The following is a 25330-nucleotide window of genomic DNA, read 5'->3' as shown; positions in this document are numbered from 1 at the left end:
GGCGCGCAGACCGGTTTGCGCAGGCGGGCCGCACCACACGGTGCGCGCCTTGCCTGCCAAAGCCGTTGCGAAAGCGGGGAGGAAATCCACTGGTCGGGACGACAGGATTCGAACCTGCGACCCCTACACCCCCAGTATAGTGCGCTACCAGACTGCGCCACGTCCCGATGCCAGTGGAACCGCGCCTATATAAAGCGCGGCCCGCGATGGCAAGCGCCGCGATTCTCCAGCGACGCACTTGATCGCGCGCAGTCCAATTGCCACCTGTCGGCAATGCTGCTAGGCGCGGCATCCACACCTCGGGAGGGGACGTGGCGATAGTGTTTCGCCCCGACCGGTTCCCGGCATTTTGGTTTTGAACATGATCGGGATGGGCCGACACGATGCTTGATTTTCTTTCCGCCGCAGCCGGTGCCGAAGCGCCTCCGGGCTGGGTGCAGTTTCTGCCGATTGTCGGCATGATCCTGATTTTCTGGTTCCTGCTGTTCCGTCCGCAGATGAAGCGGCACAAGGAACACCAGGCCAAGATCGCCAGCGTCAAGAAGAACGACAAGGTCGTGACTGCGGGCGGCATTATCGGCAAGGTCATCAAGGTTGATGATGATTACGCCGAAATCGAAATCGCGCAGGGCACCCGCGTCAAGGTGGTGAAGGCCACCATCGGCGACATCATCCCGCCCGGCGGCACGCCCGCAAACGACTGATTGACAGACTGACAGAAGGCTAGGGCCGCGGCCATGCTCGATTTTCCGCTTTGGCGACGTGTATTTCTTTGGGGGATAACGCTGGTGCTCGCCGCGCTGGCGATCCCCTCCATCATGGGCCTGTCGGGAGACACGTGGCACGAGCAGTTCGACTTGCCCGAGATCAATCTCGGCCTCGACCTTGCCGGGGGCAGCCACATTCTGCTCGAAGCCGATCCCGCGCAAGTGGCGGAGCAGCGGCTGGTATCGACCGAGGAATCGGTCATCCAGATCCTCACCGATGCCGATCCGGACATCCGCTTCAGCGACGTTTCGACGCTGAACGGGCAACTCTCCTTCATGCTGGAAAATCCGGGCGATATTGACCGGGTGCGCGATGCGCTTTCCAACATCATCAACGGCACCGGCGTCGTTGCCGAATGGCGGCTGGAGGTTGAAGACGGCAACCGCGTGATCCTGATCCAGACCGAGCAAGGGCTGAACGAAGCCATCGACAATGCGATGAACAGCGCCACCGAAGTGGTGCGCCGCCGCATCGACTCGCTCGGCACGCGCGAGCCGACGATCATTCGCCAAGGCGACAACCGCATCGTGGTGCAGGTGCCGGGTCTGGAAGATCCCGAGGCGCTTAAGGCCTTGCTCGGCCAGACGGCGGAGCTGGAATTCAAGCTGGTCGACGTAAACGCGCTGCCCACCGATGTCCAGCAAGGTGTCGCCAATCCGGGTAGCGAGATTTTCCCCTTCGCGGATACTTCCGAGCAGGTCGGCCAATCCATCGCTGTGCGCCGCCTTGGCGGCATTCGCGGTGACCGGCTGGAAGGTGCGCAGCAGAGCTTCGATCCGCAAACGAACGAGCCGGTCGTCTCGATCCAGTTCGATGCACAGGGCGGCTCGCGCTTCTGTTCGCTGACAACGGAGAACGTCAACCGCCCCTTCGCCATCATTCTGGACGGCCAGGTGCTGTCCGCGCCGAATATCAATGAGCCGATTTGTGGCGGGCAGGCGCAGATTTCGGGCGGCTTTACCGTTGATACCGCGAACAACCTCGCCATCAGCCTCAATTCGGGTGCGCTGCCGGTCGATCTGACGGTTGTCGAGGAACGCACGGTCGGGCCTGATCTGGGCCGCGATTCGATTGTCAAAGGCGGCATCGCCATGGCCGTCGGCACGCTGCTGGTGATCGCGCTGATGATCGCCACCTACGGGCGGTTCGGCGTTTATTCGACCGTGGCGCTGGTGCTCAACGTGCTGATGATCCTCGGCATCATGGCGTTTATGAACACCACGCTGACGCTGCCGGGCATTGCCGGTTTCGTGCTGACCATCGGCGCGGCGGTGGATGCCAACGTGCTGATTAACGAGCGTATCCGTGAGGAGCGGCGGCGCGGGAGGCGGGTCATTGCGGCGGTGGAAACCGGCTACAAGGAAGCGAGCCGCGCGATTTATGATGCGAATATGACCAATTTCATCGCCGGTGTGCTGCTGTTCCTGTTCGGATCGGGGCCGGTGCGCGGCTTTGCCGTCGTGCTGATTATCGGCCTGTTCACCAGCGTGTTCACCGCCGTCACGCTCACGCGGATGTGGGTGGCCGGATGGCTGCGCGACAAGCGCCCGTCCGATCTCGTGATTTAAGGGGGAGGGAACCACTATGCGACTGCTCAAACTCGTCCCCGAAAATACCAATATCGGCTTCCTCAAATGGCGGATGCCGTTCTACGTCGTCAGCCTGCTGCTGATCGCGGCGAGCTGGGGTCTGGTGTGGTTCAACGGCCTCAATCTGGGTGTGGACTTTGCCGGCGGCCAGGAAGTCCGCGTCACCTTTGAAGATCGCGCCGAAGCGCCGATTGCCGAATTGCGCGAGAATCTGGGCACACTGGGGTATGGCGAGCCGACCATCCAACGGTTTGGCGATGCCAACTCGGTGAGCATCCGTGTGCGCTTGCCCGAAGGTGCAGAAGACCAGCCGGGTGCGGCAACCGCCATCGGTGACGAGGTGATCGCGAAGATCCAGGCCGACTTCGAAAATGTCCGCCGCGACGCGAACGAAACGGTATCGGGCAAGGTCGCCGAAGAATTCCAGCGCACCGCGCTGCTGGCGCTGCTGTTCGCCATGATCGCTATCTCGATCTACATCTGGGTGCGCTTCGAATGGCAGTTCGGCGTCGGCGCACTGTTTGCGTTGTTCCATGACGTGTCGCTGACCTTGGGGATGTTCGCGCTGTTCCAGCTCGAATTCGGACTGCAAATCATCGCCGCCATTCTGGCGATCATCGGCTACTCGCTGAACGATACCATCGTGATTTATGACCGCATCCGTGAGAATCTGAAGAAATTCCGCAAGATGCCGGTGCCCGAATTGCTTGATCTATCGGTGAACGAAACGCTGGCCCGCACGGTGATGACCAGTCTGACGCTGCTTATCGCGCTGCTGCCGCTGCTGCTGTTCGGCCCGGACAGCCTGTTCGGTCTGGTGGCGGCGATCACGCTGGGCATTTTCGTCGGAACTTACAGCTCGGTCTATATGGCGGCGCCGATCCTGATTTGGCTGGGCGTTTCCTCGGACAGTTTCGTGCCCGAAGAAACGGTGGCGGATCGGCAGGAAAAGCGCGCCCGCGGCGAGGTTTAATCAGCAAACGTCATTGCGAGGAGCCGCAGACGACGCGGCAATCCAGTCCCAGCTTCACGGGTTTGCCGCGCCGCGCTCGCAATGACGATTACTTTGCGATCAGCCCCTCGTAAAACGCCGCCAAATTCGCCGCATTGGCTTCCCAGCTGAACTGCGCGACATTTGTGGCGACGTCGTCGGGGGCGTAGCGGGCTTCCAGCACGTCGTGAATGCCCAGCGCGATGGCTTCGGCGCTGCGTTCAACAATGCGACCGGCGGATGGCTGCTTGACCAGCTCGCGCGCGCCGCCAGCATTGGTGATGACCAGCGGTGTCCCGCAAGCCAAAGCCTCAACCCATGCATTCGCCAGTCCCTCGCTTTCCGAAGGCAGCACCATCGCTTCCGCCGCGCAGAGCAGCTTGGGCAGCGCGCCATGGTCGAGACTGCCGAGGAAATGCGCCCGGTGCGGCAGATCGAGCTCGTAAGCGAGCTGTTTGAGCGCCGCGGAATCGGGCCCGGTGCCGACAAACACACAATGCACTTCGGGCAGGCCGGTCATCGCGCGCAGCACATATTCCTGCCCCTTGCGCGGGATCAGCGCGCCGACGCAGGCGAGCAGGCGCTCGTCCTCGCGCAAGGTGATGCCGTGGTGCTCCGCCAGCTTGCGCCGTTGCTTGGCGCGGTTGCGCACGCGGAACAGTTCGCGGTCGAGACCGGTGTAATGGATCGTGATCTTGTCACGTGGCAGGCCGATGGCGGCCATGTCCTCCGCTAGTGCCTGACTGACCGAGAGCAGCCCTGCCGCCTGTCGCGCGGCGGCGGCCATTTTTCGCTGGGCATAGCGCTTGTGCCCCCAATGCGAGATGTCTGCTCCGCGCGCCTTGATGCTGAAGGGCAGGCCAAGCTCCGCCCCAATGCGCGCGGCAACAGGCCCGTCGGGATAGAAAAACTGCGCATCGACCAGATCGAAGGGCTCTTCGGCGTGCAACCGGTGGGCGAGGGGCAGGGCGGCGCGCACGATCATCGCTGGGTTAAACGGCCCGCCCACCGCGGGGATCAGCGTGAAGCGCGGGCGGTGGACGTGCACACCCGCCTCCTCGCCGCTCACCGCTGCATCGGCCAAGGCCTTGTACCGGCCCATCGGCACGGGCGGCACGCCGATGGGATTGATGACGGTGACGTCCCACCCGTCCATTGCCGCCAACGCCTCTAGCTGCCGCGCCACAAACGTGCCGAAACGCGGCACATGACGGTTGGGATAGAGCGTGGCTATCGAGAGGAGGCGGGGCATGGGGCTGTGTTCCGGCGTTAGAGCTTGCGCACCAGCATTTCGGCCACGGCGAGCCAGGCCGGACTGTCGATCACGATCTGCCGCTGGCCGATGCCCGGTGGCAGCAATCCGACCAGCGCCCCCTGCCGGTCTATTAGCCTGCCAAAGGCAAACCGCCCGCCTGATCGCGGGGCCAGCACATCGCGATTGATGAGTTGCGCGGCATCATCGGGCGAGACTTGGCGCATCCACAACTGGTCGCCTGCGCGGTATTCGCCCTGACCTGCCTCGATCTCCAGACAGACGAGCTTACCGCTATCGACCAGTTCGGTGGGCAGGATGGCATCGCGCGGGCTGGAGAGGCTCTCCGCCCCGCCGCTCGTGAGCCGCGCCACGACTTGCGGCTGCGCCTCGTCCTCGGCCTTGACCAGCGCTTCCGGATCAACGCCGAGCGCGGCCCCGATGCGGTTCATCCACGTGAGCGAGAGATTGCGCATTCCGGTTTCCAGCCGCCCGATCGTTTGCGCGGTGGTGGGCGGGGTGCAGGCGGCGGCGACTTCGGCAAGGGTCATCCCCTTGCGCTTGCGGATATCCCGGATGCGATTGATCATCTGCGGCTCCCTGTTGCAAGCCCGATTAACCCAATTGGCAACTTTTTCTCTTTCCTACAACCGATTTGCAAATGCAAGGGTTTTGCCATCGTCACGATGAAGGAGGCCCGGATGCAGCGCCAGTATGTGCAACGTGAACTAACCCCCGAAGGCCCGCGCCGTCAGGGCGGGGTGGGGCGGCGCAAGCGGAGCGTGACGGTGAACCTTGCCGAAAGCCCGCTCGGCTGGCTCCATGCGCACGGCCATCTCGATGCGCGATTGTTCGATGCGGGCGAGTGGCTGCGGGCAGATTACGAGCGCGCGCAACTTGGCCCGGCGGTGACGATGCGCTGGGATCCGGTGCGGATCAGAAGCACCGGAGATGCTGGCCTTTCCCCCACCGAACGCCAGATCGCCGCGCGCCAGCGGTTCGACGGCGCCTTGCGGCAGGCGGGCAGGGGGCTGGAGGATATCCTGTGGCGCGTCGTCTGCGCGGGCGAGACCTTGCCTGTCGCGGAAAAGGCGCTGAGCTGGCCCGCGCGCAGCGGCAAGCTGGTGCTGCGGATCGCGCTCGACCGGGTGGCGGATTTCTACCGGATCGGGTGATCCACTTGCTGCTTGCAATTTTTCCAAACTCTGCTGATAAAACTTGGTCTACAACAAAGGGAGGGCAGATATGGATGAGCGATCAATGCTGACAGGAGCTCGTGCACAGATGATGTACGACGCGAACAAGAAATCAGCAGGCGTCAGCTATCTTCTGTGCCTTTTTCTTGGAGGTGTCGGCGCTCACAGATTCTACCTTGGCCGAACCGGGACAGCAGTTGGTCAGTTGGCGCTTTGGTTGCTTGGCTGGGTAACATTTTTTGTGGCGTGGATTCCTCTCGGAATTTGGATCATCGTTGACCTCTTCCTTATCGCGGGGATTGTCCGCGAGGAAAACATGAAGATTGCGGACAAGTTCGCGTTCGATTGAACAGGGAGTAGACGACCTATCTTGACTTGAATGCGCGCAGTTAACGGCGGCGCAGGAAAGCGAGTAGGCGGTTCCACAAGCGAACAAGCACTGATCCCGATGCGGCAGCTTCCGCCTCGCGCGCTGCCTCGGCTTCGCGGAGCAGCTTGGCCCGCAGGGCGCTTTGCTGGCCCGGTTGTGCAGCATGGACGATTTTGCGCCGCTCGGCCTGTTCGCGCATGAAGGCGTAGCCATCGATGCTGTCATCACCGGTAACGGTGATGTCTTCGCTGACAGGTTCGGATGCGGCAGGCACTGCAACGACAGGGTGAGGGGTCTCTGCCTGGTCATTGGTTTGAGGCGCAACCTCCTCGGGTTCGCTCTCGTCGCTGAGCCAGCGGTCGAGATCGTAGATATCTTCCGGCACATCGTAATCCTTGGCCGGATTGAGTTCGTCGAACCGAACGGGAGCGGGTGATACGACCGCGGGGCGGACGGGCTCTGCGACCGGCTCCGGCTCCGGCGCTTGCACCACTGTCGGCGCAGGCTCGACCAAGCGCGGCCTGTTTTCGATCCGACGTGCAACCGCTTCCAGCGCGGTCGCTTTCGGCTCGACCGGCGGGGAAGGCGAAAGTTCCGGCTGCTCCGGTTCGGCACGCTGCACGGGAGGAGGAGGAACGTTTACCGGTTCGTGATAAACGCCGCTTCTGATTGCCAGTGTGGGGAAGATGCGGTTCGCGATATCGAGCCCGTCTTCGATCGTGCCGAGCCGTTCGATCGGGCCCATCCCGATGTCGTCCTCGTCGAGCGCCTCATCGTCGCCTGCAAAATCAATTCCGTCATCGAACGCCAGCGCGTCGTCCTCATCTAGGAGCGGCGCGCTCTTGCGGCGGGTGAGCGAGAGCACGGCCTCTGCCGAGGGCTGGCCGGTATCGGCATCCTCGCCCCCATCGTCGGCCTCGCCCATTTCCTCCAGATCGTCATCATCCATCGGCGCGAGGCCGAGGATCATCGCCGGCTTGGGTGCGCGTTCAACCGTCTCGCCAAGTTGTTCCGCCGATGCTTCGTGGAAGGCGGCATGGGCCTGCGCCAGTTCCTCGGGGTCGAGTACCAGCACCGGCTGCTTCTTGAATTTGCGCACGCCGCCGAGGCCTGAACCCAGACCTTCAAGACTGCCATAAGCGGTTTCGTCGACGCGAAGCGCGGAAGATGCGGCACTGCCCATATCCCGCCTTTTGCGGTGGTTTGGTGCAATCGCTGTAACCAAAACTGGTTAACGCGGATTAGCCATGTTTGCAGATCTAGCCTTCGACCTGCTCCGCCAGCATGAGCCAGCGTTCCTCAGATTCGTCCTTCTCGGCGCGCGCGAGTTCGAGCGATTTGGAAATCCGTTCAAACCGGGCGGGATCGGCGCTGTAGAGCCCCGGGTCAGCCAGCGCGGTCTCGCCTTTGGCGATCAGCGCTTCGAGTTCTGCGATACGGTCGGGCAGCAGTTCGTAATCGCGCTGGTCTTTGTAGGAGAGCTTGGTGCTGCTCTCCGGCTTGCGGGCGACAGGCTCTTCTGCGGATTCAACCGCATCGGGGAGGGAAGATTTCGGGCGTTGTGCGGCACCCTTCTTCCGCTTCGCTTCCCAATCCTCGTAACCGCCCGCGACGATATCCACCGTGCCGCTGCCATCAAGGCCGAGCGTCACCGTAACTGTCCTATCGAGAAAGTCGCGGTCGTGGCTGACGATCAGCACCGTGCCTTCATAATCGGCGATCACTTCCTGCAACAGGTCGAGCGTTTCGAGATCGAGATCATTGGTCGGCTCATCCAGCACCAGCAGGTTGGAGGTGCGGGCAAATTCGCGGGCGAGCAGCAGGCGGCTGCGTTCGCCGCCGCTGAAGGTGCCGATCTTGGCATCGATCAGGCTCGCATCGAACAGGAAGTCTTTGAGATAGGCCTGCACGTGCTTGCGCACCCCGCGCACATCCAGCCAGTCGCCGCCTTCGGCCAGCACTTGCCGCACGGTGAGTTCGGGCCGGAGCAGCGCGCGCTGCTGATCGATCATTACGCCGCTTAAGGTTTTGGCATGGGTAACGCTGCCGGTATCGGGTTCAATCTCGCGGGTGAGCATTTTCAGCAGTGTGGTTTTGCCCGCGCCGTTCGATCCGACAATGCCGATCCGGTCACCGCGCTGGATGCGCAGCGAAAAGGGCTTGATGATCGGGCGGTCGCCGTAGGTTTTGGAAATATCCTCCGCCACGATCACCGCTTTGCTTTTGAACTCGGCATCACTGCTGAGCTTGAGCTTGGCGGTGCCAGCGGGGGAGATCATTGCGGCGCGGGCGGCGCGCATATCCCACAGCTTTTCCAGCCGCCCCATATTGCGCTTGCGCCGTGCGGTGACGCCGCGTTCAAGCCAGTGCGCCTCGATCTTCAGCTTGGCGTCCATCTTCTCCGCCGCGCGCGCCTCTTCGGCGTAGACCTGTTCTTCCCAAGCCTCGTAGCCGCCAAAGCCGACTTCCTTGCGCCGCAAATTGCCCCGGTCGAGCCACAGCGTCGCGCGGGTCAGGCGTTTGAGAAACGTCCGGTCGTGGCTGATGGTGATGAACGCGCCATTGAAACGGGTGAGCCAGGTCTCCAGCCAGTCAATCGCGGCGAGATCGAGGTGGTTGGTCGGCTCGTCCAGCAGAATGAGATCGGGCTCCTGCGCCAGCGCGCGGGCGATGGCAGCGCGGCGGCGCTCGCCCCCGCTGGCTGTCGCGGCCTCGCGGCTCATATCGATGCCGAGTTGCCCGGCGATGGATTCCACCGCGTGTTCTGGCGGAGCGCGCGTGCCGCTGGTGGCAAAATCCATCAGCGTGGAGTGCGCGGCAAAATCGGGCTCCTGCTCGAGCCAGACGATATTGGCGTGCGGCTTAACCTTGCGGGTGCCGCGATCAGCTTCCAGTTCACCGGTGATCAGCCGCAGCAGCGTGGTTTTGCCTGCACCGTTGCGACCGATCAGTGCGATCCGGTCGCGCGCGCCGACATGGAGATCCAGCCCGTCGCTGGTCGCAGGATCGCCAAACAGCCAGCGCCCGCCCTGATGCAAGCCGACGCCTTCGAGACTGAGGAGTGGGGGTTCTGCCATCGCTCGCGCGCCACTACGGCGGCCAGCAGGATGTGACAAGCGGCGAAACAAGTCTGAACGCCGCCGCCGCGCGCAATTCACACCTTGTTCAACGCGCCGCCTTTAGGCACAGAGCCATCATGAGAACGCCGAATGCCCTTTTCTCCGCCATTGCCTTGGCCGCCGCGTGTGCCAGCGCGCCTGCCGCCGCGCAGGCATTTGACCGTGATCGGGGCGGTGAGCAATCCTCCGCGCGGGCACAGATGGAAGCGGGGCGGATCATGCCGATCCGCGATATCGAGCGGCGGATTATCCCGCAGATGCGCGAGAGCGACGAATATATCGGCTTCGAGTACGATCCCGAAGTGCAGGCCTATCGCCTCAAATTCATTCGCAACGGGCGGATGATCTGGGTCGATGTCGATGCCCGCAGCGCGCGCATTCTGCGCTATTCGCGCTAAACCTCTCCCCACAGGAAACTCCTTGCTTGCTTGACGCGTTTCAGCGAGTGCGCAACAGATTGCGCCGTGGTTTGACAGGGATTTTTCGATGCGCCTTCTGATTGTTGAAGATGAGCCGACGCTTGGCCAGCAGCTGAAAACGACGCTGGAGCAAAACGGCTATGCGGTGGACCTCTCCACCGATGGCGAGGACGGGCATTTCATGGGTTCGACCGAGGAGTATGACGCGGTTGTGCTCGATCTAGGCCTGCCGGAGATTGACGGGCTGACCGTGCTGGGGATGTGGCGCAAGGAAGGCCGCAAGTTCCCCGTGCTGGTGCTGACCGCGCGCGATAGCTGGAGCGACAAGGTGGCCGGGCTGGATGCGGGCGCGGACGATTATCTCGCCAAGCCGTTCCAGACCGAGGAACTGATTGCCCGCCTGCGTGCGCTGATCCGCCGCGCTTCGGGCAATGCGTCGAGCGAGCTGACTGCGGGCGATGTGCGGCTCGACACTCGCTCGGGCCGCGTAACGCTGGCGGGACAGCCGGTGAAGCTGACCGCGCAGGAATACAAGCTGCTCAGCTATCTGATGCACCACAAGGGCAAGGTGGTGAGTCGGACGGAGTTAATCGAACATATCTACGATCAGGATTTCGACCGCGATTCGAACACGATCGAAGTGTTCGTAACGCGCATCCGCAAGAAACTTGGCGCAGATGTCATTACAACGATCCGTGGCCTCGGTTACAGCCTCGACGACCCCGACGAAGCGCCGCGCGAATAGCGCGGACGACACCGGCGACGTCTCTCTGCCAGAGGTTGTTGCGGCTTCGGAAGAAGACGCAGCTCCCGAAGACGCGCCCGAAGAAGAGGCGTTTTTCGAAGTCCCGCACACCGGCAGCCTCGCACGCCGGATGATGATGATCGCAGCGGGGTGGATCATCGTGCTGCTTTCGGTGGGCGGCGTGGCGCTGGACCGCGTTCTGGCCAACCAGATTGAGGCTGAGTTCGACAATCGCCTGCTAATTCCACTCAATTCGATGCTACGCTCTGCCGAAGTTGATCCGGTCTGGGGCGTTGAGTTCAATTCGATCCTAGGCGACCAAAATTATCTCGAACCGGGGAGCGGTTCGTACTGGCAGATTAGCGGGGAGGGGCATGAGCCGTTTCCATCGCGCAGCCTGTGGGATGACCGGCTGGTTGTGCGCGATGTTGTCGCTTTGGAGCCAATTTTTTATGATTCAGAGCAGTTCGATGACGAGACGCTGCGCATCGTCCAGCGCACGGTGCAATTGCCGGGCAGCGATGTGCAGTGGCAATTCGTCGTCGCGCAAGATCGCAGCTTCATAGATGCGCAGATCAATCAGGTGCGCCTGACCCTAATCTGGTCTTTTGCAGTGCTGGGCATCGGCCTGTTCCTCATGGCGATGGCGCAGACCTGGTACGGCCTCGGGCCTCTGCGCCGTGTTCGCCAAGCGATTGCCCGCATCCGCACCACCGGCTTCAACCGCGTCACCGAGCCGCTGCCGCTCGAAGTGCAACCGATGGTGGAGGAGCTGAACGCGCTGCTCGAACATTCGGAACGGCAGGCGGAAGAGGCGCGCACCCATGCGGGCAATCTGGCGCATGCGCTCAAAACCCCGCTCACCGTGCTCAACAATGCCGCGCACGCCAAATCGCCTGACCTGCCCGAAGCGGTGCTGCGCGAGGCGGATGTGATGCAGCGCCATGTCGACCACCATCTGGCGCGGGCACGCGCCGTGGGGCGGCGGGCGACAGGCCTTTCGCGGGCATCGGCAAGGGAGAGTGCAGAAGGCGTCGAACGTGCCGTATCGCGCCTGTACCAGCACGTCCGCTTCGATATTGCAGGGCCGGACGCCGATGTGGCGATGGAGCGACAGGATCTCGACGAGTTGCTCGGCAATCTTATCGAGAACGCCGCCAAATATGGCGGGGGCAGCGTGTTCATCACCATCGATGCGGAGCCTGACGCGAAAGAATGCGTGATCTGGATTGAGGATGACGGCATGGGCATCCCTGAAAAGGCGCGGGACGATATATTCGGGCGCGGGGCGCGGCTGGATACGGGTAAGCCGGGCACCGGCCTCGGCCTCGCGATTGTGCGCGATGTGGCGCAGATTTACGGCGGCACCGTCAGCCTGCACGAAAGCGAGGATCTGGGCGGATTGCTGGTCAAGCTGATCCTGCCGCGCGCGCCTTCGGAGTGATGCGATGCATTCAGTTTCGCACCCGCAAACCTTTCTGAATGCTGTCACAGCCGGTCAGAATTTATGCACGACACAGCCGATAGAAAATGAGACAGTGAAATGTCGGGGGTAGTGACCATGAACAACCGAGTTCTGAAAATCGCCTTTGCCGGAGCCGCCGCGCTCGGCCTGTCTGCCTGTGTGAGCTATGGCGGATATGGCTACAGCGATTACGGCTATTATGACGATGCCTATGCCGATTACGGATATTACGATTATGATGACGGAGCAGGCTATTACGGTTGGTATGATGACTACTACTACCCCGGCGTGGGCGAGTATGTCTACGACCGCTATGGCACCGAATATTTCTGGTCGCGCCGGCACCGCGATTACTGGTATTCGCGGCGCAACAGCTACAATGATTTCTACTTCAATTTCAGCCGCTTCGGATATTCGGTTCCCTACCGCTATCGCGACTGGAACCGTTACGGTCAGGAGCACCGCTACCGCGACCAGCGTTGGGGACGGTATGACCGCGACTGGCGCTACGACCGCCGCAGCCACCTGCGCGAAGGCGACACCGTGCAGCGCATTGCCGAGAATGCGGCAGACCGCCGATCCGGGCGTGACCGGGGTGATCGCCGCGATGACCGGTATAGCGACCGGCGCGGGCGGGGCGATAGTGCTGGCACGACGGGCACCGACCGTCCGCTGATTGCCCGTCCGCCGCGCGAACTCGACACGGCATCTGGCCCGCCCGAACGCGGCGATGGTCGCGGTATCGAGACGCCGCGCCCCATGCCGCAGCCTGTTGGCGAGCGTTGGGTGCAGCCGCAGCCGCCGGTGGCAGCGCCGCCGCGCACGCAGTCGCCGCGTCCGCCGCGCGAACCTGGGGCGGAACGGCCCCAGCGCCCGAACCGCACTGCGACGCCGTCTGTTGCGCCGCGCGAGCCTTCTCTCGAGCGCCGCCCGCGGCCCGAACGCCCGAACGGCGAAGCTCCGCGCCCGACGCGTGGTGATGACGGTAACCGTGGCAATCGCACCGAGCGGATGGAGCGTCCGGCTCCGCCGCCCGCCGGTGTGTCACCGCGCAATCCCACGGCGCCGGTCGACATAGCTCCGCCGCCAAGGCCGGAGCGCGTCGCACCGGCCCCTGCTCCCGCGCCGCGTCCCCAGGCTGCCCCGCCGCCGTCGCGTCCGCAGGCTGCCCCACCGCCGCCGCGCCCAGCACCGGCGCCGGCAGCAAGCGCACCGGCCCCTGCACCCGCTCCCGCACGCACGGCTCCGCAAAGGCCGTCGCGCGCTGAACGTGTGGCAGAAACTCAGCCGCAATAGCCTGAACTGACCCTCAAGACGGGGGGGAGACGACGGCCCGGGAGGTTCTCCTTCCGGGCCGTTTTCTTTTGCGCAATCAGTCGCCGCGCGCCTTGCGGTGGTGGCGGATCACTTCATCGATGATGAAGCGCAGCAACGCCTCGCTGAACTCTGGATCGAGATCTGCCTCCACCGCCAGTGCCCGCAGCCGGGCGATTTGCTTGGTCTCGCGCGCGGGATCGGCGGGGGGCAGACGGTTCTTTGCCTTATACTCCCCCACCGCCTGTGTGATGCGGAACCGCTCCGCCAGAATGTGGATCAGCGCGGCATCGATATTGTCGATGCTTTTGCGAAATGCGGCGAGTTGCTGGTCGGTCGTTTCGTTCATTGCGCCTGCCATACAAGCGCCGCAACAATATTGCACCTGTGAATGCGACGAAAAAGCCAGCTTGCCAAGCTGCGCGCTTGTCCCCAATGAGCAGGGCATGAGCGACAACGTCGTCCCCTTGAAACGCAAAAATGGTGAGGAGCGTCCGACGCTCGCGCCGATCCTCTCGCTGACCGCGACACCCATGAATGCGGTGAACGCGATCATCCTCGACCGGATGCAGAGCGAAATTCCGCTGATTCCGGCGCTGGCCGGGCATTTGATTGCGGGCGGGGGCAAGCGGATGCGCCCGATGCTGACGCTCGCCGGGGCGGAAGTCGTGGGTTATCAGGGCACCCGCCACCACAAGCTCGCCGCCGCTGTGGAATTCATCCACACTGCCACGCTGCTGCATGATGACGTAGTCGATGGCAGCGAAATGCGGCGCGGCAAGGAAGCGGCGAATATCGTCTTCGGTAATCCCGCCACCGTGCTGGTCGGCGATTTCCTGTTCAGCCGGGCGTTTGAACTGATGGTGGAGGATGGCAGCCTGAAAGTGCTGAAAATCCTCTCCAGCGCCAGCGCGATCATCGCGCAGGGCGAAGTTGACCAGCTGACTGCGCAGCGCAAGATCGAAACCTCCGAAGAGCGCTATCTGCACATTATCGGCGCGAAAACCGCAGCATTGTTTGCGGCGGCCAGCCGTATTGCCGCAGTCGTCGGCGAATGCAGCGAGGACGAGGAACTGGCATTGGATGCCTATGGCCGCAATCTCGGCATCGCCTTCCAGTTGGTAGACGATGCGATCGACTACGATTCCGATGCCGCCGAAATGGGCAAGGATCGCGGCGACGATTTCCGCGAAGGCAAGATGACGCTGCCGGTGATCCTCGCCTATGCGCGCGGTGACGAGACGGAGCGGCGCTTCTGGCAGGATGCGATTGCGGGCTTCACCACCGAGGATGAAGACTTGGCCCATGCGGTGGCGTTAATACACAAGCATGATTGCGTCTCCGCCACGCGGGAGCGCGCGCGCCATTATGCGCAGCGGGCTTGCGACGCGCTCGATATCTTCCCCGATTCCGCCGCCCGCCGCGCGATGGTTCAGGCGGCGCAGTTTGCCGTGGCGCGGGGGTATTAGGCGAAGCAGTTTCTTTTCCCGCTCACCCTGAGCTTGTCGAAGGGTCGTCCTTTCTTCTAGCGCAGGATGAGAAAGGAAAAGCGATGCTTCGACAAGCTCAGCATGAGCGGATTTAGTTTTGGAAACGTCGCTCCCCATAAACGCCGTCCTGCCGGACTTGCTCCGCGCGATGGAGCAGCACAGATCAACCGTGCTTATCGCGCCGCCGGGGGCCGGCAAAACCACCGCAGTTGCCCCCGCGCTGCTCGATCAGCCGTGGTGCACTGGGCAAATCATCCTCACCAGCCCCCGCCGTGTCGCCGCACGCGCGGCGGCGGAGCGGATAGCGGAATTGCTGGGCGAGCCAGTGGGCGAGTGCGTGGGCTATCTCACCCGTCTCGACAGCAAAACCAGCAAAGCGACGCGCATCCTCGTCGTGACCGAGGCGATTCTGGTCAATCGCTTGATGGAAGATCAGGAGCTTACCGGCGTCTCCGCGCTGTTGTTTGACGAGGCGCATGAGCGGCATCTCGATAGCGATCTGGGCCTTGCGCTGGCGCTGGAAACGCAGGGCGTGCTGCGCGATGATCTGCGCATTTGCGTCATGTCCGCCACCATCGACGGCGCGCGCTTTGCGCGGCTGATGGGTGAGGGGACTCCGCTGATCGAAAGCGAGGGAAAGGCGCATTCGCTGCGTATCGAATGGCTGGGCGCTTCCCCCGAGAAGCGGCTGGAGGAGAGCATGGTGTCAGCCATCCTTGCCGCGTGGCGGGCGGAGGAGGGCGACGTGCTCGCCTTTCTGCCCGGCGTTGGCGAGATTGAGCGGGTGCGCGAGCGGCTTGCCGAAAAGCTCTCTAACACCCCGATCCTGCCGCTGCACGGGCAGGTGCAGCCGCAAGACCAGCGCGCCGCGATCCGCCGCGACGCGCAGGGCCGCCGCCGTATCGTCCTCGCCACCAGCATCGCCGAAACCTCGCTGACGCTGGATGGCGTATCGGTGGTGGTTGATAGCGGGCTTGCGCGCCGCGCCGAATTCGACCGTGCAGCAGGGACGACGCATCTGGTGACTGGCCGCGCCAGTCAGGCCGCAGCAGCGCAAAGGGCAGGGCGCGCGGCGCGGCAAGGGCCGGGTGTCGCCTATCGCTTGTGGGAAGAGGGCGGTCATGCGGGTCGTCCCGAATTTGACACGCCGGAAATGCTCAGCGCTGATCTCGCGCCGCTGGTGCTGGCGCTGGCACAATGGGGCGTCGCCGATCCCGCCAGCCTGCAATGGCTCGACGCCCCGCCCGAGGCTTCGCTGGCGAGCGCGCGCGAACGCTTGCGGGCGCTCGGCGCGTTGGATGATGCAGGCGTGCTCACCCCGCGCGGCAAGCAGATTGCGGCGCTGCCGATGGAGCCATGGCAGGCCGCCATGCTGCTGGCGGGAGTCGAGGCGGGCGATGTTCTGACAGCGGCGCGGCTCGCCGTGTTGTTGCAAGAGCGCGGACTGGGCGGGCGTTCCGAGGATTTGGAGGCGCGGCTGGCGCGCTGGGCGGGGGATCGCTCGGCGCGCGCCAAGGGGGCGGAGCGGTTGGCGGAAGGCTGGGCGCGGAGGGCCACCCAGATTTCCGACTGCCCTGAGCCTGTCGAAGGGCTGCCCTCTTCTTCTAGTCCGGCACATCGCCAACAAAAATGCAGTCCTTCGACAAGCTCAGGACACACGGCATCTGTTGGATTTGGACTGTCTCCCGCCATCCTCCTTGCCGCTGGTCGGCCTGACATGATCGCGCGCCGCCGCGATGCTTCGGGCGAGAACTGGCTCAGCGCAGGTGGGCGGGGGTTCCAGCTCGATCCGGCGTCCCCGCTGGCCCGCGCCGAATGGCTGGTCATCGGCGACGCGCAGGGCAAGGCGAAAGCCGCGCGCATTACGGCAGCGGCGCGGCTCACCGCGGCGGAGGTCGAGCAGAACCTTGCCCATCTGAGCGAGACCGGCACCGTGGCACGCTGGAATGATGCGGAGGGCCGGGTCGAGGCTCGGCGCGAGCGGCGGCTCGGCGCGATCACGCTGGCGAACGGGCCTGATCCCTATCCCGACCAACAAGCGATTGTGGATATCCTTGTGCAAAAGGCCGGGGAGAAGCTGGGGGAATTGCTGCCCGCCAGCCTCCTCGCCCGCGCCCGCTTTGCCGGAGTGGAGACGCTTTCGGAAAGCCAGCTCCGCCAGCGGGCCGACGAATGGCTTGCGCCGATGCTCGCTAGTCGCCGTGATCTCGGCCTGCCGCAAGCGCGCTTTGCCGAGGCAGCGCTGGGACTGCTGGGCTGGGACGAGCGCCAGCAACTCGACCAGCGCGCGCCCCGGCACTTCACCAGTCCGGCGGGTACTACTCACGCCATCGATTATGCGGGTGACCATGCGCCCAGTGTGGAAGTGCGGGTGCAGGCCCTGTTCGGGCTCGACGCGCATCCGATGATCGGAGAGACACCGCTGCTGATCCACCTCACCAGCCCTGCTGCCAGGCCGATCCAGGCGACCCGCGATCTGCCCGGCTTCTGGCGCGGGAGCTGGGTGGATATGTGCAAGGATATGAAGGGGCGCTACCCCAAGCACCGCTGGCCGGATGAGCCTTGGTTGGAAAAGCCGAGTCTCAAGACCAAAAATGTTTTCAACCGCACATAGCCCCGCTTGTCCTGAGCGGAGTTTGGGGATTGAGCGCAACAGCAAAGCGAATTAGGGAGCGCAGCCATGGCAGACGCACGTATCTACAAGCGCCCGAAAAGCGCGATGCAATCCGGCAAGGCGCGCACCGATGAGTGGGTGCTCGATTTCATTCCGGCAGAGGCCAAGCGCCCCGATCCGCTGATGGGCTGGGCGGGCAGCGGTGATACGCGCCAGCAGCTGCAGCTGAAATTCCCGAGCTGCGAGGCCGCGCAAGCCTATGCCGAAAAGCACGGCATTACCGCCCGTGTGCATACGGTGCCGGCGAAGGCGCTGAAGATTCAGGCCTACGCCGACAATTTCCGGTAAAGCGAATACTCGCCTGCCCGCTTTGTGGCAGGCAGGCGAGCAATTTGCGGAGTTATCCGCGCAGTCCGATCAGACCTTGTTCGAAAGCGGCACGGCAATCGGTCGCATCCTTGCCGGTGTCTTCATCGAGCAGCACTTCGGCCATGTTGGAGCCGACGAAGCGCGGATCGTCGCACTCGCCGTCATTGGCCCATTCGCTGCTGTCATCCCCGAAATCGATAGCAGAGGCTGACGTACGCGCGCCTCCGCGAGGAGCAGCACCGCCAGCGCCAGCGGCAGGTGCCGCCGCAGGAGCGGCAGCAGCGCCATCGCCTCCACCTTTGCCACCGGATTCACCGCCAGCGGCAGCGGGTGCAGCCTCGCCACCTTCGGTCGGGGCTGCGGCTTCTGCCGGAGCTGCTGCAGTTTCTTCGCTAGTCGTTGCCTCGGCCGCATCGGCAGCGTCATCTGCTGCACGATCGGTTTCCCCGCCGCAAGCCGCCAAAGCAAGCGCGAGCCCTGCTGTCCCCAAAACCCATTTCACATTACGCATTCGTCCCTCCCTTGGTGAAAGCAGCTTCATGACGCAAATGTCATCTCTTGCAAAGCGAAAGCGTCCTCCCCATAAAGAGGGTCGGGAGTCGGGTGGACGTTCGCGTCTGCTCACCGGGTCAGGACCGGAAGGTAGCAGCCCAGGTAGATGGCAGCGGGTCGCTCGGCTCCTTTTTTCCACATCATTGTTGCGATGACATTCGTGCAGCGAGCGCCTAGCGTGTCTGCATGAGTGATTCCCCGGAAACACCGGACGACTTGCCGTGGGCGAGTGACGCGAAAGAGACCGAGGAGGCGCAACCTTCTGCGGCCGCGCTGGAGGCTGCCGGGCAGAATTCGATGTTCGGTGCGCCCGAGCCCGAAGCGGGGGCGGGTGCGGAGGAGGCTGCACCAGCTCCAGCGCCCGCTGTCGCACCGCAGAAAGCCGGGCAACCCTACCGCGTCCTCGCGCGCAAATACCGTCCGCAGACATTCTCCGCGCTGATCGGGCAGGAACCGATGGTGCGCACGCTCGCCAACGCGATCGAGCGCGAGCGGCTGGCGCACGCCTTCCTGATGACGGGTGTGCGCGGGGTGGGCAAAACCTCGACCGCGCGGCTGATCGCCAAGGCGCTGAATTGCGTCGGGCCAGACGGGCAGGGCGGGCCTACCATCGACCCGTGCGGCCAGTGCGAACCCTGTGTCGCCATCGCCGAGGGTCGGCATATGGACGTGATCGAGATGGACGCGGCCTCCCACACCGGGGTCGATGATGTCCGCGAGATTATCGAGGCGGTGCGCTATGCCGCCGTGTCGGCGCGCTACAAGATCTACATTATCGACGAAGTGCATATGCTCTCGCGCAATGCTTTCAACGCCTTGCTCAAGACACTTGAGGAGCCGCCCGCGCACGTCAAATTCCTGTTCGCCACCACCGAGGTCGACAAGCTGCCGGTGACCGTGCTCAGCCGCACGCAGCGGTTCGACTTGCGCCGCATCCCCTCCGAATTGCTGCACAAGCATTTCGCCTGGGTCTGCGCGCAGGAAGGCGTTGGCGCGGAGGATGAGGCGCTGGCGATGATCGCGGCGGCGGCGGAAGGCTCGGTGCGCGATGGCCTCTCGATCCTCGACCAGGCAATCGCCCACGCGGATATGGACAGCGCCGGCGAGACGACCATGGTCAGCGCGGCCAAGGTGCGCGATATGCTCGGCCTTGCGGATCGCGGGGCGCAGCGGCGGCTGTTTCAGCACATCCTCGAAGGCGAGCCCGCCAAACTGCTAGACGCCGTTGCGGAGCAATATGCGCTGGGGGTGGAGCCGCTTTCGCTTATCCGCTCGCTGATGGAATTTACCCACCGCATCGCGGTCGGCCAGATCGGCGAGCCCGATGCGCCGACGGCAGAAGAGCGCGCGGCGATTGGCGAGTGGGCGCAAAAGCTTTCGGCGGGGCAAGTGCACCGGCTGTGGCAATTGCTGCTCAAAGGTCATGACGAAGTGCGCAGCGCGCCCGATCCGCTGGTGGCGCTGCAAATGGCGCTGCTGCGCGTGCTCCACGCCGCCGATATGCCCGATCCGGGCAAGCTGGCGAAAGAGCTGAAGAATTTCGCGCTCAGTGGCGGGGCGGGGCAGGGCACTGGCGGTGGTTCGGCTGGCGGCGCGACGGCCGCGCTCGACTGGGCGGAGATGGTGGCGCAAATCGAGAATTCGGGCGCGCCCGGTTCGCTCAGCTTCGCCAGTATGCTCAGCGCGCAGGTGCGGGTGGTTTCGCTGGCGCCCGGCAAGCTCGAATACACCCAGCCGCCCGGCTATGATGACGACATCGCCAAGCACATCCGGCAGGGTTTGCAGGAGATCTTCGGCGGGCAATGGGAAGTCATCCGCAGCGATGCCGAGGGCGCGCTGACCCTGTTCGAACAGGGAGAGTCGGCCAAGCGCGCCGCCGCCGAGCGCATCCGCAACCATCCGCTGGTGAAGGCCGCCTTCGAATATTTCCCCGATGCGCAGCTGATCGCGGAAGAAGAGCCGGTGCGCGGGCGTGACGGGTGGAACAAGCGGGCTTGATTTTCCCGCTCTGATGCAAAGCTAGGCATGGGACGCGCCAGACGAGGCGCATTGAAATTCTGGAAGGACGCAGACATGCAGAACATGGAAGAAATGATGCGCGCCGCGCAGGAAGCCGCCACCAAGATCCAGCAGCAGATGCAGGATGCGCAGGTCGCGCTCGACAATATCGAGGTTGAAGGCACCGCGGGCGGCGGCCTCGTCAAAGTGCGCGCCAGCGCGCGCGGGCGGATCATCGGCGTGACCATAGATGAAAGCCTGTTCAAGGAAGAGGAAAAGTCGATCCTCGAAGACCTCGTCACCGCCGCCTTCAACGACGCGCGCGATAAGGCCGACCGCAAGGCGGGCGAGCATATGGCGCAAATGCAGCAAGGCCTCGGCCTGCCGCCGGGGTTCAATCTGCCCGGGATGTAGAGGGTGCGTAATCCGCTCTTTCCTTGACAAATGTGCAGAAATTGCACATATTGCTTGAAGGAGAACAGATATGGCAACCGCCTTCGCCGAAGCCCCTGCTGACAAGCGCCGCGACCTGACCGGCCCGGCGCTGCGCACCTTCTTCAACATCGCAGCGGCGTGGAAGCTGAAAGAGGCGGAGCAGATGAAGCTGCTCGGCATTGACAGCCGCTCCACGCTGCAAAGCTGGAAGCGCGGCAAGGTGGCGGCGCTTTCGCGTGACGCGCTGGAGCGGATTTCCTACATTCTCGGCATCTATAAGGGGCTGCAAATCCTGCTGCCGCAAAGCGCGGATGACTGGGTGCACAGGCCCAATGCCGCCCCTCTGTTCGATGGCAAGCCCGCGCTTGAGCGGATGCTGTCGGGCAATGTCGCCGATCTGTTCGTGGTGCGCCAGTATATCGACGCCCAGCGCGGGTGAGCATTCCGGTCAATCGCGTGCGTTGGACCAGCGCCTACCGCATCATTCCCAGCCGTTTCCCGCCGATTGGCCTGTTCGAGAAGGTCGCCGATCCGGCCGACCTGGAGGCGGTGTTCGAACTGGAAGCGATGACCAATGACCGCATCCGGGACGAAGTGGGCGACATCACGCTCGTCCCGCCGGAGGATCGCGTGTCCGGCCTCGGCAGCTCGCCGATCATGGCCGCCTTCACCCACCTGCGCCCGGGCGGAGACCGCTTTGCCGATGGCTCCCATGGCGCATTCTACTGCGCGAAGAGCCTCGACACAGCGATTGCCGAAACCAAGTATCACCGCACGCGCTTCCTTGCCGCCACAAACGAACCGCCGCAAGAGGTCGATATGCGCGTCTACCGCGTCGCCTTCGACACGCGGCTGCACGATATTCGCGGGCGGCAGCAGCGAATGGCGGATATCTATGCGCCGAATGACTATGCGGCATCGCAGGCCTTGGGCCGCAAACTGCGCGGAGAGGGCGCGAACGGCCTCGTCTACTCCAGCGTCCGCCACACAGGCGGCGAATGCGCGGCGCTGTTCCGGCCGCGAATGGTGCGCGAATGCACACAGGAACGCCACCTCGCCTATGTCTGGGATGGCAACGCGATAACAATGGTTTACGTGAGGTCTTTGCTGGATTGACAGGCGGGGAGGGTGGAGACATTCTGCTGCTTATGAGAAATTTCCGCTGTGCCGCGTTGGCCGCTGCTTCGCTCGTTTTTGCTGCAATTCCAGCTAGCGCCCAGTCGAGCATCGAAGAACTGCGGCCTGTCACCAACTGGAACCTCGACTACGCGGAGGACAGTTGCGGCCTTTCCCGGAATTTCGGTTCTGCTGATGCGCCGGTTACGTTGCTGATGCGACAATATGCTCCCGGCGCACCGCTTGCCCTGACGGTGGTGGGCAGGCGGACGATGCGCGCGAACCTGGATGCGGAAGTGCATTTTGGCCCGGGTGATAACGGTAATGCGCGGCTGATGACTGCCATCGAATTGCAGCTGGAAAACGGATTGAACGGGGTTCAGGCACAGACCTATGCTCCGTCCGACAATCCCGTAGGTGCGGACGCCAGCGCGCAATGGATTGCTGTATCCGGCGTGTTCGATGGCGACATCCGGCTTGAGACCGGATCACTGCAACCCGCGTTCAACGCGTTGGAGGAATGTCAGTATTCGTTGCTTGAGTATTGGGGGCTGGATGCTGAGGCGCATCGCTCTTTGCAGCAGCGGGCGAATATGAGAACTGGGGACGAATGGGTCGGGACGGCGCTGCTGCGGATGCCCGACAGCGCGGCGAATGCGGCGCGCAATTCGACGCAATGGATGCTTTTCTTTGTCGGTGCCGATGGTGATATCACCGCTTGCCGCGCTTTATCGCCCAACACGTTCGAGCAATTCGCGACACACTTTTGCGCTATGGCTGTCGAACGCGGAAGCGCGATCCCGGCAGTGAGTGCGCAAGGAGAGGCGATTGCCAGCGTGCTTTCGTTCGGGCTGGACGTACGCACTTCGGCGGAACCGTTCTACACAGATAACTAAATCGCACGCCGCATCCCATCCCCAACATTCCCGCCCAACCTGTTGCAGCGCAGCACGTGCGCCCCCATATCCTACAGCCAGAATTCATGCGGCTCTGCCTAACGCCAAAGCCGCTCACCACACGGATATGCATATGAACGCCTACCCCCTTCTCCCCTTGCGCGACATCGTCGTCTTCCCCGGCATGGCGGTTTCGCTGTTTGTCGGGCGGGACAAATCGGTTGCCGCGCTGGAAGCCGCGATGGAAGCGGATCGGGAGATTTTCCTCGTCTCGCAGCTCGATCCCTCCACCGACGATCCGGAGCGCGGCGATCTGTTCGATATCGGCACCGTCGCGCAGATCGAACAGATGCTCAAATTGCCCGACGGCACCGTCCGTGTGATGGTGGAAGGCAAGGCGCGCGCGAAGATGAGCGATATGCGGCTCGACGGGGCCTATTACCTCGCGCAGACCGCCGCGCTCGATGAAACCAGCGCCAGCGGCACCGAAGTCGCGGCGATGATGCGCACCGCGCTGGAACAATTCGCCGATTATGCGCGCAGCAACAAGAAGCTGCCCGACGATATCGAGGAAACGCTCGCAGAGATCGAGGATGCGGGGCAGCTCGCCGATGCGATCGCTTCCGCGTTGTCCGCCAAGGTCGAAACCAAGCAGCAGATGCTTGCCGAAAGCGATGCCATGAAGCGGCTGGAGCTGGTCTTCTCGGTGATGGAAGGCGAGCTTTCCGTGCAGCAGGTCGAGCGCAAGATCCGTGGCCGCGTGAAGCGGCAGATGGAGAAGACGCAGCGCGAATATTACCTCAACGAACAGTTGAAGGCGATCCAGAACGAGCTGGGCGGCGGCGGCGAGGATGGCGAGGGCGACGAGATTGCCGAGCTGACCAAGCGGATCGAACAGACCAAGCTGTCCAAGGAAGCCCGCGCCAAGGCCGAAAGCGAGCTGAAGAAGCTCAAATCGATGCAGCCGATGAGCGCCGAGGCGACCGTGGTGCGCAACTATCTCGACGTGCTGCTGGGCCTGCCGTGGGGCAAGAAGAGCAAGGTCAAAAAGAACATCGCCAAGGCGCAGGAAATCCTCGATGCGGATCACTACGCGCTGGAAAAGGTGAAAGACCGGATCATCGAATATCTTTCCGTGCAGGCGCGCACCAACAAGCTAAAGGGGCCGATCCTGTGCCTTGTCGGCCCGCCCGGTGTTGGCAAAACCTCGCTCGGCAAAAGCATTGCGCGCGCAACGGGGCGCGAGTTTATCCGACAGTCGCTGGGCGGCGTGCGGGACGAGGCCGAAATCCGCGGCCACCGTCGCACCTATATCGGCTCCATGCCGGGCAAGATCGTCTCCAATCTGAAAAAGGCAGGCACCAGCAATCCGCTGTTCCTGCTCGACGAGATCGACAAGCTGGGGCAGGATTTCCGCGGCGATCCGGCATCGGCGCTGCTCGAAGTGCTCGACCCCGAACAGAACAGCAAGTTCCAGGACCATTATCTGGAGCTGGATATTGATCTGAGCGACATCATGTTCGTGACGACCGCAAACAGCCTCAATCTGCCGCAGCCGCTGCTCGACCGGATGGAGATCATCCGGCTGGAAGGCTATACCGAGGACGAGAAGGTGGAAATCGCCACCCGCCATCTGATTGCCAAGCAGGTGGAAGATCACGGGCTGAAGGACGGCGAATTTACGCTGACCGAAGAAGCCTTGCGCGACCTTATCCGTTACTACACCCGCGAGGCGGGGGTGCGCACGCTGGAGCGGGAAATCGCCAATCTGGCGCGCAAATCCTTGCGCAAAATCCTCGAAAAGCAGGCCGAGAGCATCACGGTCACGCCCGAAAATCTCGGCGACTTTGCCGGGGTGCGCAAGTTCAAGCACGGCATGAGCGAGGAAGAGCCGCAAGTGGGTGCGGTCACCGGCCTCGCGTGGACGAGCGTGGGCGGCGAATTGCTCACCATCGAAAGCGTCACCACGCCGGGCAAGGGCGAGGTCAAGACGACCGGCAAGCTGGGCGAAGTGATGAACGAAAGCATCGCCGCCGCCTTCAGCTTCGTGAAGGCGCGCGCGCCTGCCTATGGCATCAAGCCGAGCATTTTCCAGCGCAAGAATGTGCACATCCACTTGCCCGAAGGCGCGGTGCCCAAGGACGGGCCGAGCGCCGGGATCGGCATGGTCACCAGCATCGTTTCGACGCTGACCGGCGTGACCGTGCGGCCCGATGTGGCGATGACGGGCGAAGTGACCCTGCGCGGGCGGGTTCTGCCAATTGGCGGGCTGAAGGAAAAGCTGCTGGCGGCGCTGCGCGGCGGGATCAAGACCGTGCTGATCCCCGAGGAAAACACCAAAGACCTCGCCGAAATTCCCGACAATGTGAAGCAGGGGCTGGAAATCATTCCCGTGGCCCATGTCGATCAGGTTTTGGAAGTGGCGTTGACCGCCATGCCTGCGCCGATCGAATGGACGGAAGCGGATGATCTGGCCAGCCAGCCGCAAGGGCAGGCGGGCGGCGGAGAGCCGGGCACAACCGCGCATTAGCGGTTCGCGTTCCTGCCGATTCGGATGCTGGCGGGAGAGTCCCTCCGACCGAAAACGTCGCGCCTGCGGGTGTGCGGCGCAACAATCGCTCGCTTTCCAGCC

The 25330-nt window shown here is 63.4% G+C and carries 24 protein-coding genes, 1 tRNA gene and 1 other RNA gene; 19 read left to right on the top strand and 7 right to left on the bottom strand.

Annotated features, from left to right (window positions below):
* Window positions 1-90: 90 nt before the first annotated feature.
* Window positions 91-167, bottom strand: a tRNA-Pro gene (locus GC121_RS13545).
* A 216-nt stretch (window positions 168-383) separates the two neighbouring features.
* Between GC121_RS13545 and yajC the strand changes: the two genes are divergently transcribed.
* Genes yajC through secF form a run of 3 tightly spaced genes read left to right on the top strand, consistent with a single transcriptional unit; the run spans window position 384 to window position 3330 of the window.
* Entirely contained in the window at window positions 384-704 is a 321-nt protein-coding gene (gene yajC / locus GC121_RS13540) for a preprotein translocase subunit YajC (RefSeq protein ID WP_151975201.1), read from the top strand.
* A 33-nt stretch (window positions 705-737) separates the two neighbouring features.
* Window positions 738-2336, top strand: coding sequence for a protein translocase subunit SecD (gene secD, locus GC121_RS13535; RefSeq protein ID WP_151975199.1), 1599 nt, complete (start codon window positions 738-740; stop codon window positions 2334-2336).
* A gap of 16 nt (window positions 2337-2352) precedes the next feature.
* The gene (gene secF, locus GC121_RS13530) at window positions 2353-3330 is read left to right on the top strand and encodes a protein translocase subunit SecF (protein ID WP_151975197.1); all 978 of its coding nucleotides are present in this window, start codon (window positions 2353-2355) and stop codon (window positions 3328-3330) included.
* Between the two features lie 88 nt (window positions 3331-3418).
* On the opposite strand, the gene GC121_RS13525 is transcribed toward secF, so the two are convergent.
* Window positions 3419-4600 carry a glycosyltransferase gene (locus GC121_RS13525; RefSeq protein WP_151975195.1) on the bottom strand — a complete coding sequence of 394 codons (1182 nt, stop codon included), beginning with the start codon at window positions 4598-4600 and terminating at the stop codon, window positions 3419-3421.
* A gap of 17 nt (window positions 4601-4617) precedes the next feature.
* The gene (locus GC121_RS13520) at window positions 4618-5190 is read right to left on the bottom strand and encodes a helix-turn-helix domain-containing protein (protein WP_151975193.1); all 573 of its coding nucleotides are present in this window, start codon (window positions 5188-5190) and stop codon (window positions 4618-4620) included.
* A 111-nt stretch (window positions 5191-5301) separates the two neighbouring features.
* Between GC121_RS13520 and GC121_RS13515 the strand changes: the two genes are divergently transcribed.
* Together GC121_RS13515 and GC121_RS13510 are read left to right on the top strand one after the other, a co-directional pair.
* Window positions 5302-5775 (top strand): DUF6456 domain-containing protein, encoded by a 474-nt coding sequence (locus tag GC121_RS13515; RefSeq protein WP_151975191.1) that lies wholly within the window; start codon window positions 5302-5304, stop codon window positions 5773-5775.
* Between the two features lie 70 nt (window positions 5776-5845).
* Entirely contained in the window at window positions 5846-6145 is a 300-nt protein-coding gene (locus tag GC121_RS13510; protein WP_234421269.1) for a TM2 domain-containing protein, read from the top strand.
* A gap of 40 nt (window positions 6146-6185) precedes the next feature.
* On the opposite strand, the gene GC121_RS13505 is transcribed toward GC121_RS13510, so the two are convergent.
* Together GC121_RS13505 and GC121_RS13500 are read right to left on the bottom strand one after the other, a co-directional pair.
* Window positions 6186-7349 (bottom strand): hypothetical protein, encoded by a 1164-nt coding sequence (locus tag GC121_RS13505; protein WP_151975189.1) that lies wholly within the window; start codon window positions 7347-7349, stop codon window positions 6186-6188.
* A 76-nt stretch (window positions 7350-7425) separates the two neighbouring features.
* Window positions 7426-9243 (bottom strand): ABC-F family ATP-binding cassette domain-containing protein, encoded by a 1818-nt coding sequence (locus GC121_RS13500; protein WP_151975187.1) that lies wholly within the window; start codon window positions 9241-9243, stop codon window positions 7426-7428.
* Between the two features lie 119 nt (window positions 9244-9362).
* On the opposite strand from GC121_RS13500, the gene GC121_RS13495 reads away from it, so the two are divergent.
* From GC121_RS13495 to GC121_RS13480, 4 genes are all read left to right on the top strand, one after another.
* A complete protein-coding gene (locus tag GC121_RS13495) occupies window positions 9363-9683 on the top strand; it encodes a hypothetical protein (protein ID WP_151975185.1) in 321 nt (106 codons plus the stop codon).
* Window positions 9684-9771: 88 nt separating this feature from the next.
* A complete protein-coding gene (locus GC121_RS13490) occupies window positions 9772-10449 on the top strand; it encodes a response regulator transcription factor (RefSeq protein WP_151975183.1) in 678 nt (225 codons plus the stop codon).
* Entirely contained in the window at window positions 10382-11893 is a 1512-nt protein-coding gene (locus tag GC121_RS13485) for a HAMP domain-containing sensor histidine kinase (protein ID WP_151975181.1), read from the top strand. The genes GC121_RS13490 and GC121_RS13485 overlap by 68 nt, the downstream gene beginning before the upstream one ends.
* Window positions 11894-12010: 117 nt before the next feature.
* Complete coding sequence (locus tag GC121_RS13480; RefSeq protein WP_151975179.1) at window positions 12011-13210, top strand: hypothetical protein; 1200 nt, start codon at window positions 12011-12013, stop codon at window positions 13208-13210.
* A 76-nt stretch (window positions 13211-13286) separates the two neighbouring features.
* On the opposite strand, the gene GC121_RS13475 is transcribed toward GC121_RS13480, so the two are convergent.
* On the bottom strand, window positions 13287-13577 hold the full coding sequence (locus tag GC121_RS13475; RefSeq protein ID WP_234421265.1) for a chorismate mutase: 291 nt from the start codon (window positions 13575-13577) through the stop codon (window positions 13287-13289).
* A gap of 97 nt (window positions 13578-13674) precedes the next feature.
* Here GC121_RS13475 and GC121_RS13470 point away from each other — a divergent pair, with 97 nt between their 5' ends.
* The 3 genes from GC121_RS13470 to GC121_RS13460 all read left to right on the top strand — a co-directional run bounded on the left by GC121_RS13470 (window position 13675) and on the right by GC121_RS13460 (window position 17680).
* Window positions 13675-14697 (top strand): polyprenyl synthetase family protein, encoded by a 1023-nt coding sequence (locus GC121_RS13470; protein ID WP_151975175.1) that lies wholly within the window; start codon window positions 13675-13677, stop codon window positions 14695-14697.
* 118 nt (window positions 14698-14815) lie between these two features.
* Window positions 14816-17332 (top strand): ATP-dependent helicase HrpB, encoded by a 2517-nt coding sequence (hrpB, locus tag GC121_RS13465; RefSeq protein ID WP_151975173.1) that lies wholly within the window; start codon window positions 14816-14818, stop codon window positions 17330-17332.
* A 66-nt stretch (window positions 17333-17398) separates the two neighbouring features.
* A complete protein-coding gene (locus GC121_RS13460; RefSeq protein ID WP_151975171.1) occupies window positions 17399-17680 on the top strand; it encodes an ETC complex I subunit in 282 nt (93 codons plus the stop codon).
* A gap of 52 nt (window positions 17681-17732) precedes the next feature.
* Here GC121_RS13460 and GC121_RS15395 read toward each other — a convergent pair whose 3' ends face one another.
* Window positions 17733-18212, bottom strand: coding sequence for a hypothetical protein (locus tag GC121_RS15395; protein ID WP_199857875.1), 480 nt, complete (start codon window positions 18210-18212; stop codon window positions 17733-17735).
* Window positions 18213-18293: 81 nt separating this feature from the next.
* Here GC121_RS15395 and ffs point away from each other — a divergent pair.
* From ffs to lon, 7 genes are all read left to right on the top strand, one after another.
* Window positions 18294-18388: signal recognition particle sRNA small type (ffs, locus tag GC121_RS13450), an RNA gene on the top strand.
* Window positions 18389-18439: 51 nt separating this feature from the next.
* The gene (locus GC121_RS13445) at window positions 18440-20251 is read left to right on the top strand and encodes a DNA polymerase III subunit gamma/tau (RefSeq protein ID WP_151975169.1); all 1812 of its coding nucleotides are present in this window, start codon (window positions 18440-18442) and stop codon (window positions 20249-20251) included.
* 27 nt (window positions 20252-20278) lie between these two features.
* A complete protein-coding gene (locus tag GC121_RS13440; RefSeq protein WP_151975167.1) occupies window positions 20279-20665 on the top strand; it encodes a YbaB/EbfC family nucleoid-associated protein in 387 nt (128 codons plus the stop codon).
* Between the two features lie 70 nt (window positions 20666-20735).
* The gene (locus tag GC121_RS13435) at window positions 20736-21125 is read left to right on the top strand and encodes an antitoxin Xre-like helix-turn-helix domain-containing protein (protein ID WP_151975165.1); all 390 of its coding nucleotides are present in this window, start codon (window positions 20736-20738) and stop codon (window positions 21123-21125) included.
* The gene (locus GC121_RS13430) at window positions 21122-21802 is read left to right on the top strand and encodes an RES family NAD+ phosphorylase (protein ID WP_151975163.1); all 681 of its coding nucleotides are present in this window, start codon (window positions 21122-21124) and stop codon (window positions 21800-21802) included. Before GC121_RS13435 ends, GC121_RS13430 begins: the two co-directional genes overlap by 4 nt.
* Before the next feature lie 32 nt (window positions 21803-21834).
* The gene (locus tag GC121_RS13425; protein ID WP_151975161.1) at window positions 21835-22698 is read left to right on the top strand and encodes a hypothetical protein; all 864 of its coding nucleotides are present in this window, start codon (window positions 21835-21837) and stop codon (window positions 22696-22698) included.
* A gap of 127 nt (window positions 22699-22825) precedes the next feature.
* Window positions 22826-25228, top strand: a complete 2403-nt coding sequence (lon, locus tag GC121_RS13420; RefSeq protein WP_199857873.1) for an endopeptidase La — start codon at window positions 22826-22828, stop codon at window positions 25226-25228.
* Window positions 25229-25330 lie beyond the last annotated feature (102 nt).

The sequence above is a fragment of the Erythrobacter sp. EC-HK427 genome, assembly GCF_902498745.1.
Classification (GTDB): Bacteria; Pseudomonadota; Alphaproteobacteria; order Sphingomonadales; family Sphingomonadaceae; genus Alteraurantiacibacter.
This window is presented reverse-complemented; position numbering and strand designations above follow the sequence as displayed.

Coding starts and splice junctions, on each gene's coding strand:
- yajC (WP_151975201.1), top strand. CDS start 384: ATGCTTGATTTTCTTTCCGCCGCAGCCGGTGCCGAAGCGCCTCCGGGC.
- secD (WP_151975199.1), top strand. CDS start 738: ATGCTCGATTTTCCGCTTTGGCGACGTGTATTTCTTTGGGGGATAACG.
- secF (WP_151975197.1), top strand. CDS start 2,353: ATGCGACTGCTCAAACTCGTCCCCGAAAATACCAATATCGGCTTCCTC.
- GC121_RS13525 (WP_151975195.1), bottom strand. CDS start 4,600: ATGCCCCGCCTCCTCTCGATAGCCACGCTCTATCCCAACCGTCATGTG.
- GC121_RS13520 (WP_151975193.1), bottom strand. CDS start 5,190: ATGATCAATCGCATCCGGGATATCCGCAAGCGCAAGGGGATGACCCTT.
- GC121_RS13515 (WP_151975191.1), top strand. CDS start 5,302: ATGCAGCGCCAGTATGTGCAACGTGAACTAACCCCCGAAGGCCCGCGC.
- GC121_RS13510 (WP_234421269.1), top strand. CDS start 5,846: ATGGATGAGCGATCAATGCTGACAGGAGCTCGTGCACAGATGATGTAC.
- GC121_RS13505 (WP_151975189.1), bottom strand. CDS start 7,349: ATGGGCAGTGCCGCATCTTCCGCGCTTCGCGTCGACGAAACCGCTTAT.
- GC121_RS13500 (WP_151975187.1), bottom strand. CDS start 9,243: ATGGCAGAACCCCCACTCCTCAGTCTCGAAGGCGTCGGCTTGCATCAG.
- GC121_RS13495 (WP_151975185.1), top strand. CDS start 9,363: ATGAGAACGCCGAATGCCCTTTTCTCCGCCATTGCCTTGGCCGCCGCG.
- GC121_RS13490 (WP_151975183.1), top strand. CDS start 9,772: ATGCGCCTTCTGATTGTTGAAGATGAGCCGACGCTTGGCCAGCAGCTG.
- GC121_RS13485 (WP_151975181.1), top strand. CDS start 10,382: ATGTCATTACAACGATCCGTGGCCTCGGTTACAGCCTCGACGACCCCG.
- GC121_RS13480 (WP_151975179.1), top strand. CDS start 12,011: ATGAACAACCGAGTTCTGAAAATCGCCTTTGCCGGAGCCGCCGCGCTC.
- GC121_RS13475 (WP_234421265.1), bottom strand. CDS start 13,577: ATGAACGAAACGACCGACCAGCAACTCGCCGCATTTCGCAAAAGCATC.
- GC121_RS13470 (WP_151975175.1), top strand. CDS start 13,675: ATGAGCGACAACGTCGTCCCCTTGAAACGCAAAAATGGTGAGGAGCGT.
- GC121_RS13460 (WP_151975171.1), top strand. CDS start 17,399: ATGGCAGACGCACGTATCTACAAGCGCCCGAAAAGCGCGATGCAATCC.
- GC121_RS15395 (WP_199857875.1), bottom strand. CDS start 18,212: ATGCGTAATGTGAAATGGGTTTTGGGGACAGCAGGGCTCGCGCTTGCT.
- GC121_RS13445 (WP_151975169.1), top strand. CDS start 18,440: ATGAGTGATTCCCCGGAAACACCGGACGACTTGCCGTGGGCGAGTGAC.
- GC121_RS13440 (WP_151975167.1), top strand. CDS start 20,279: ATGGGACGCGCCAGACGAGGCGCATTGAAATTCTGGAAGGACGCAGAC.
- GC121_RS13435 (WP_151975165.1), top strand. CDS start 20,736: ATGGCAACCGCCTTCGCCGAAGCCCCTGCTGACAAGCGCCGCGACCTG.
- GC121_RS13425 (WP_151975161.1), top strand. CDS start 21,835: ATGAGAAATTTCCGCTGTGCCGCGTTGGCCGCTGCTTCGCTCGTTTTT.
- lon (WP_199857873.1), top strand. CDS start 22,826: ATGCATATGAACGCCTACCCCCTTCTCCCCTTGCGCGACATCGTCGTC.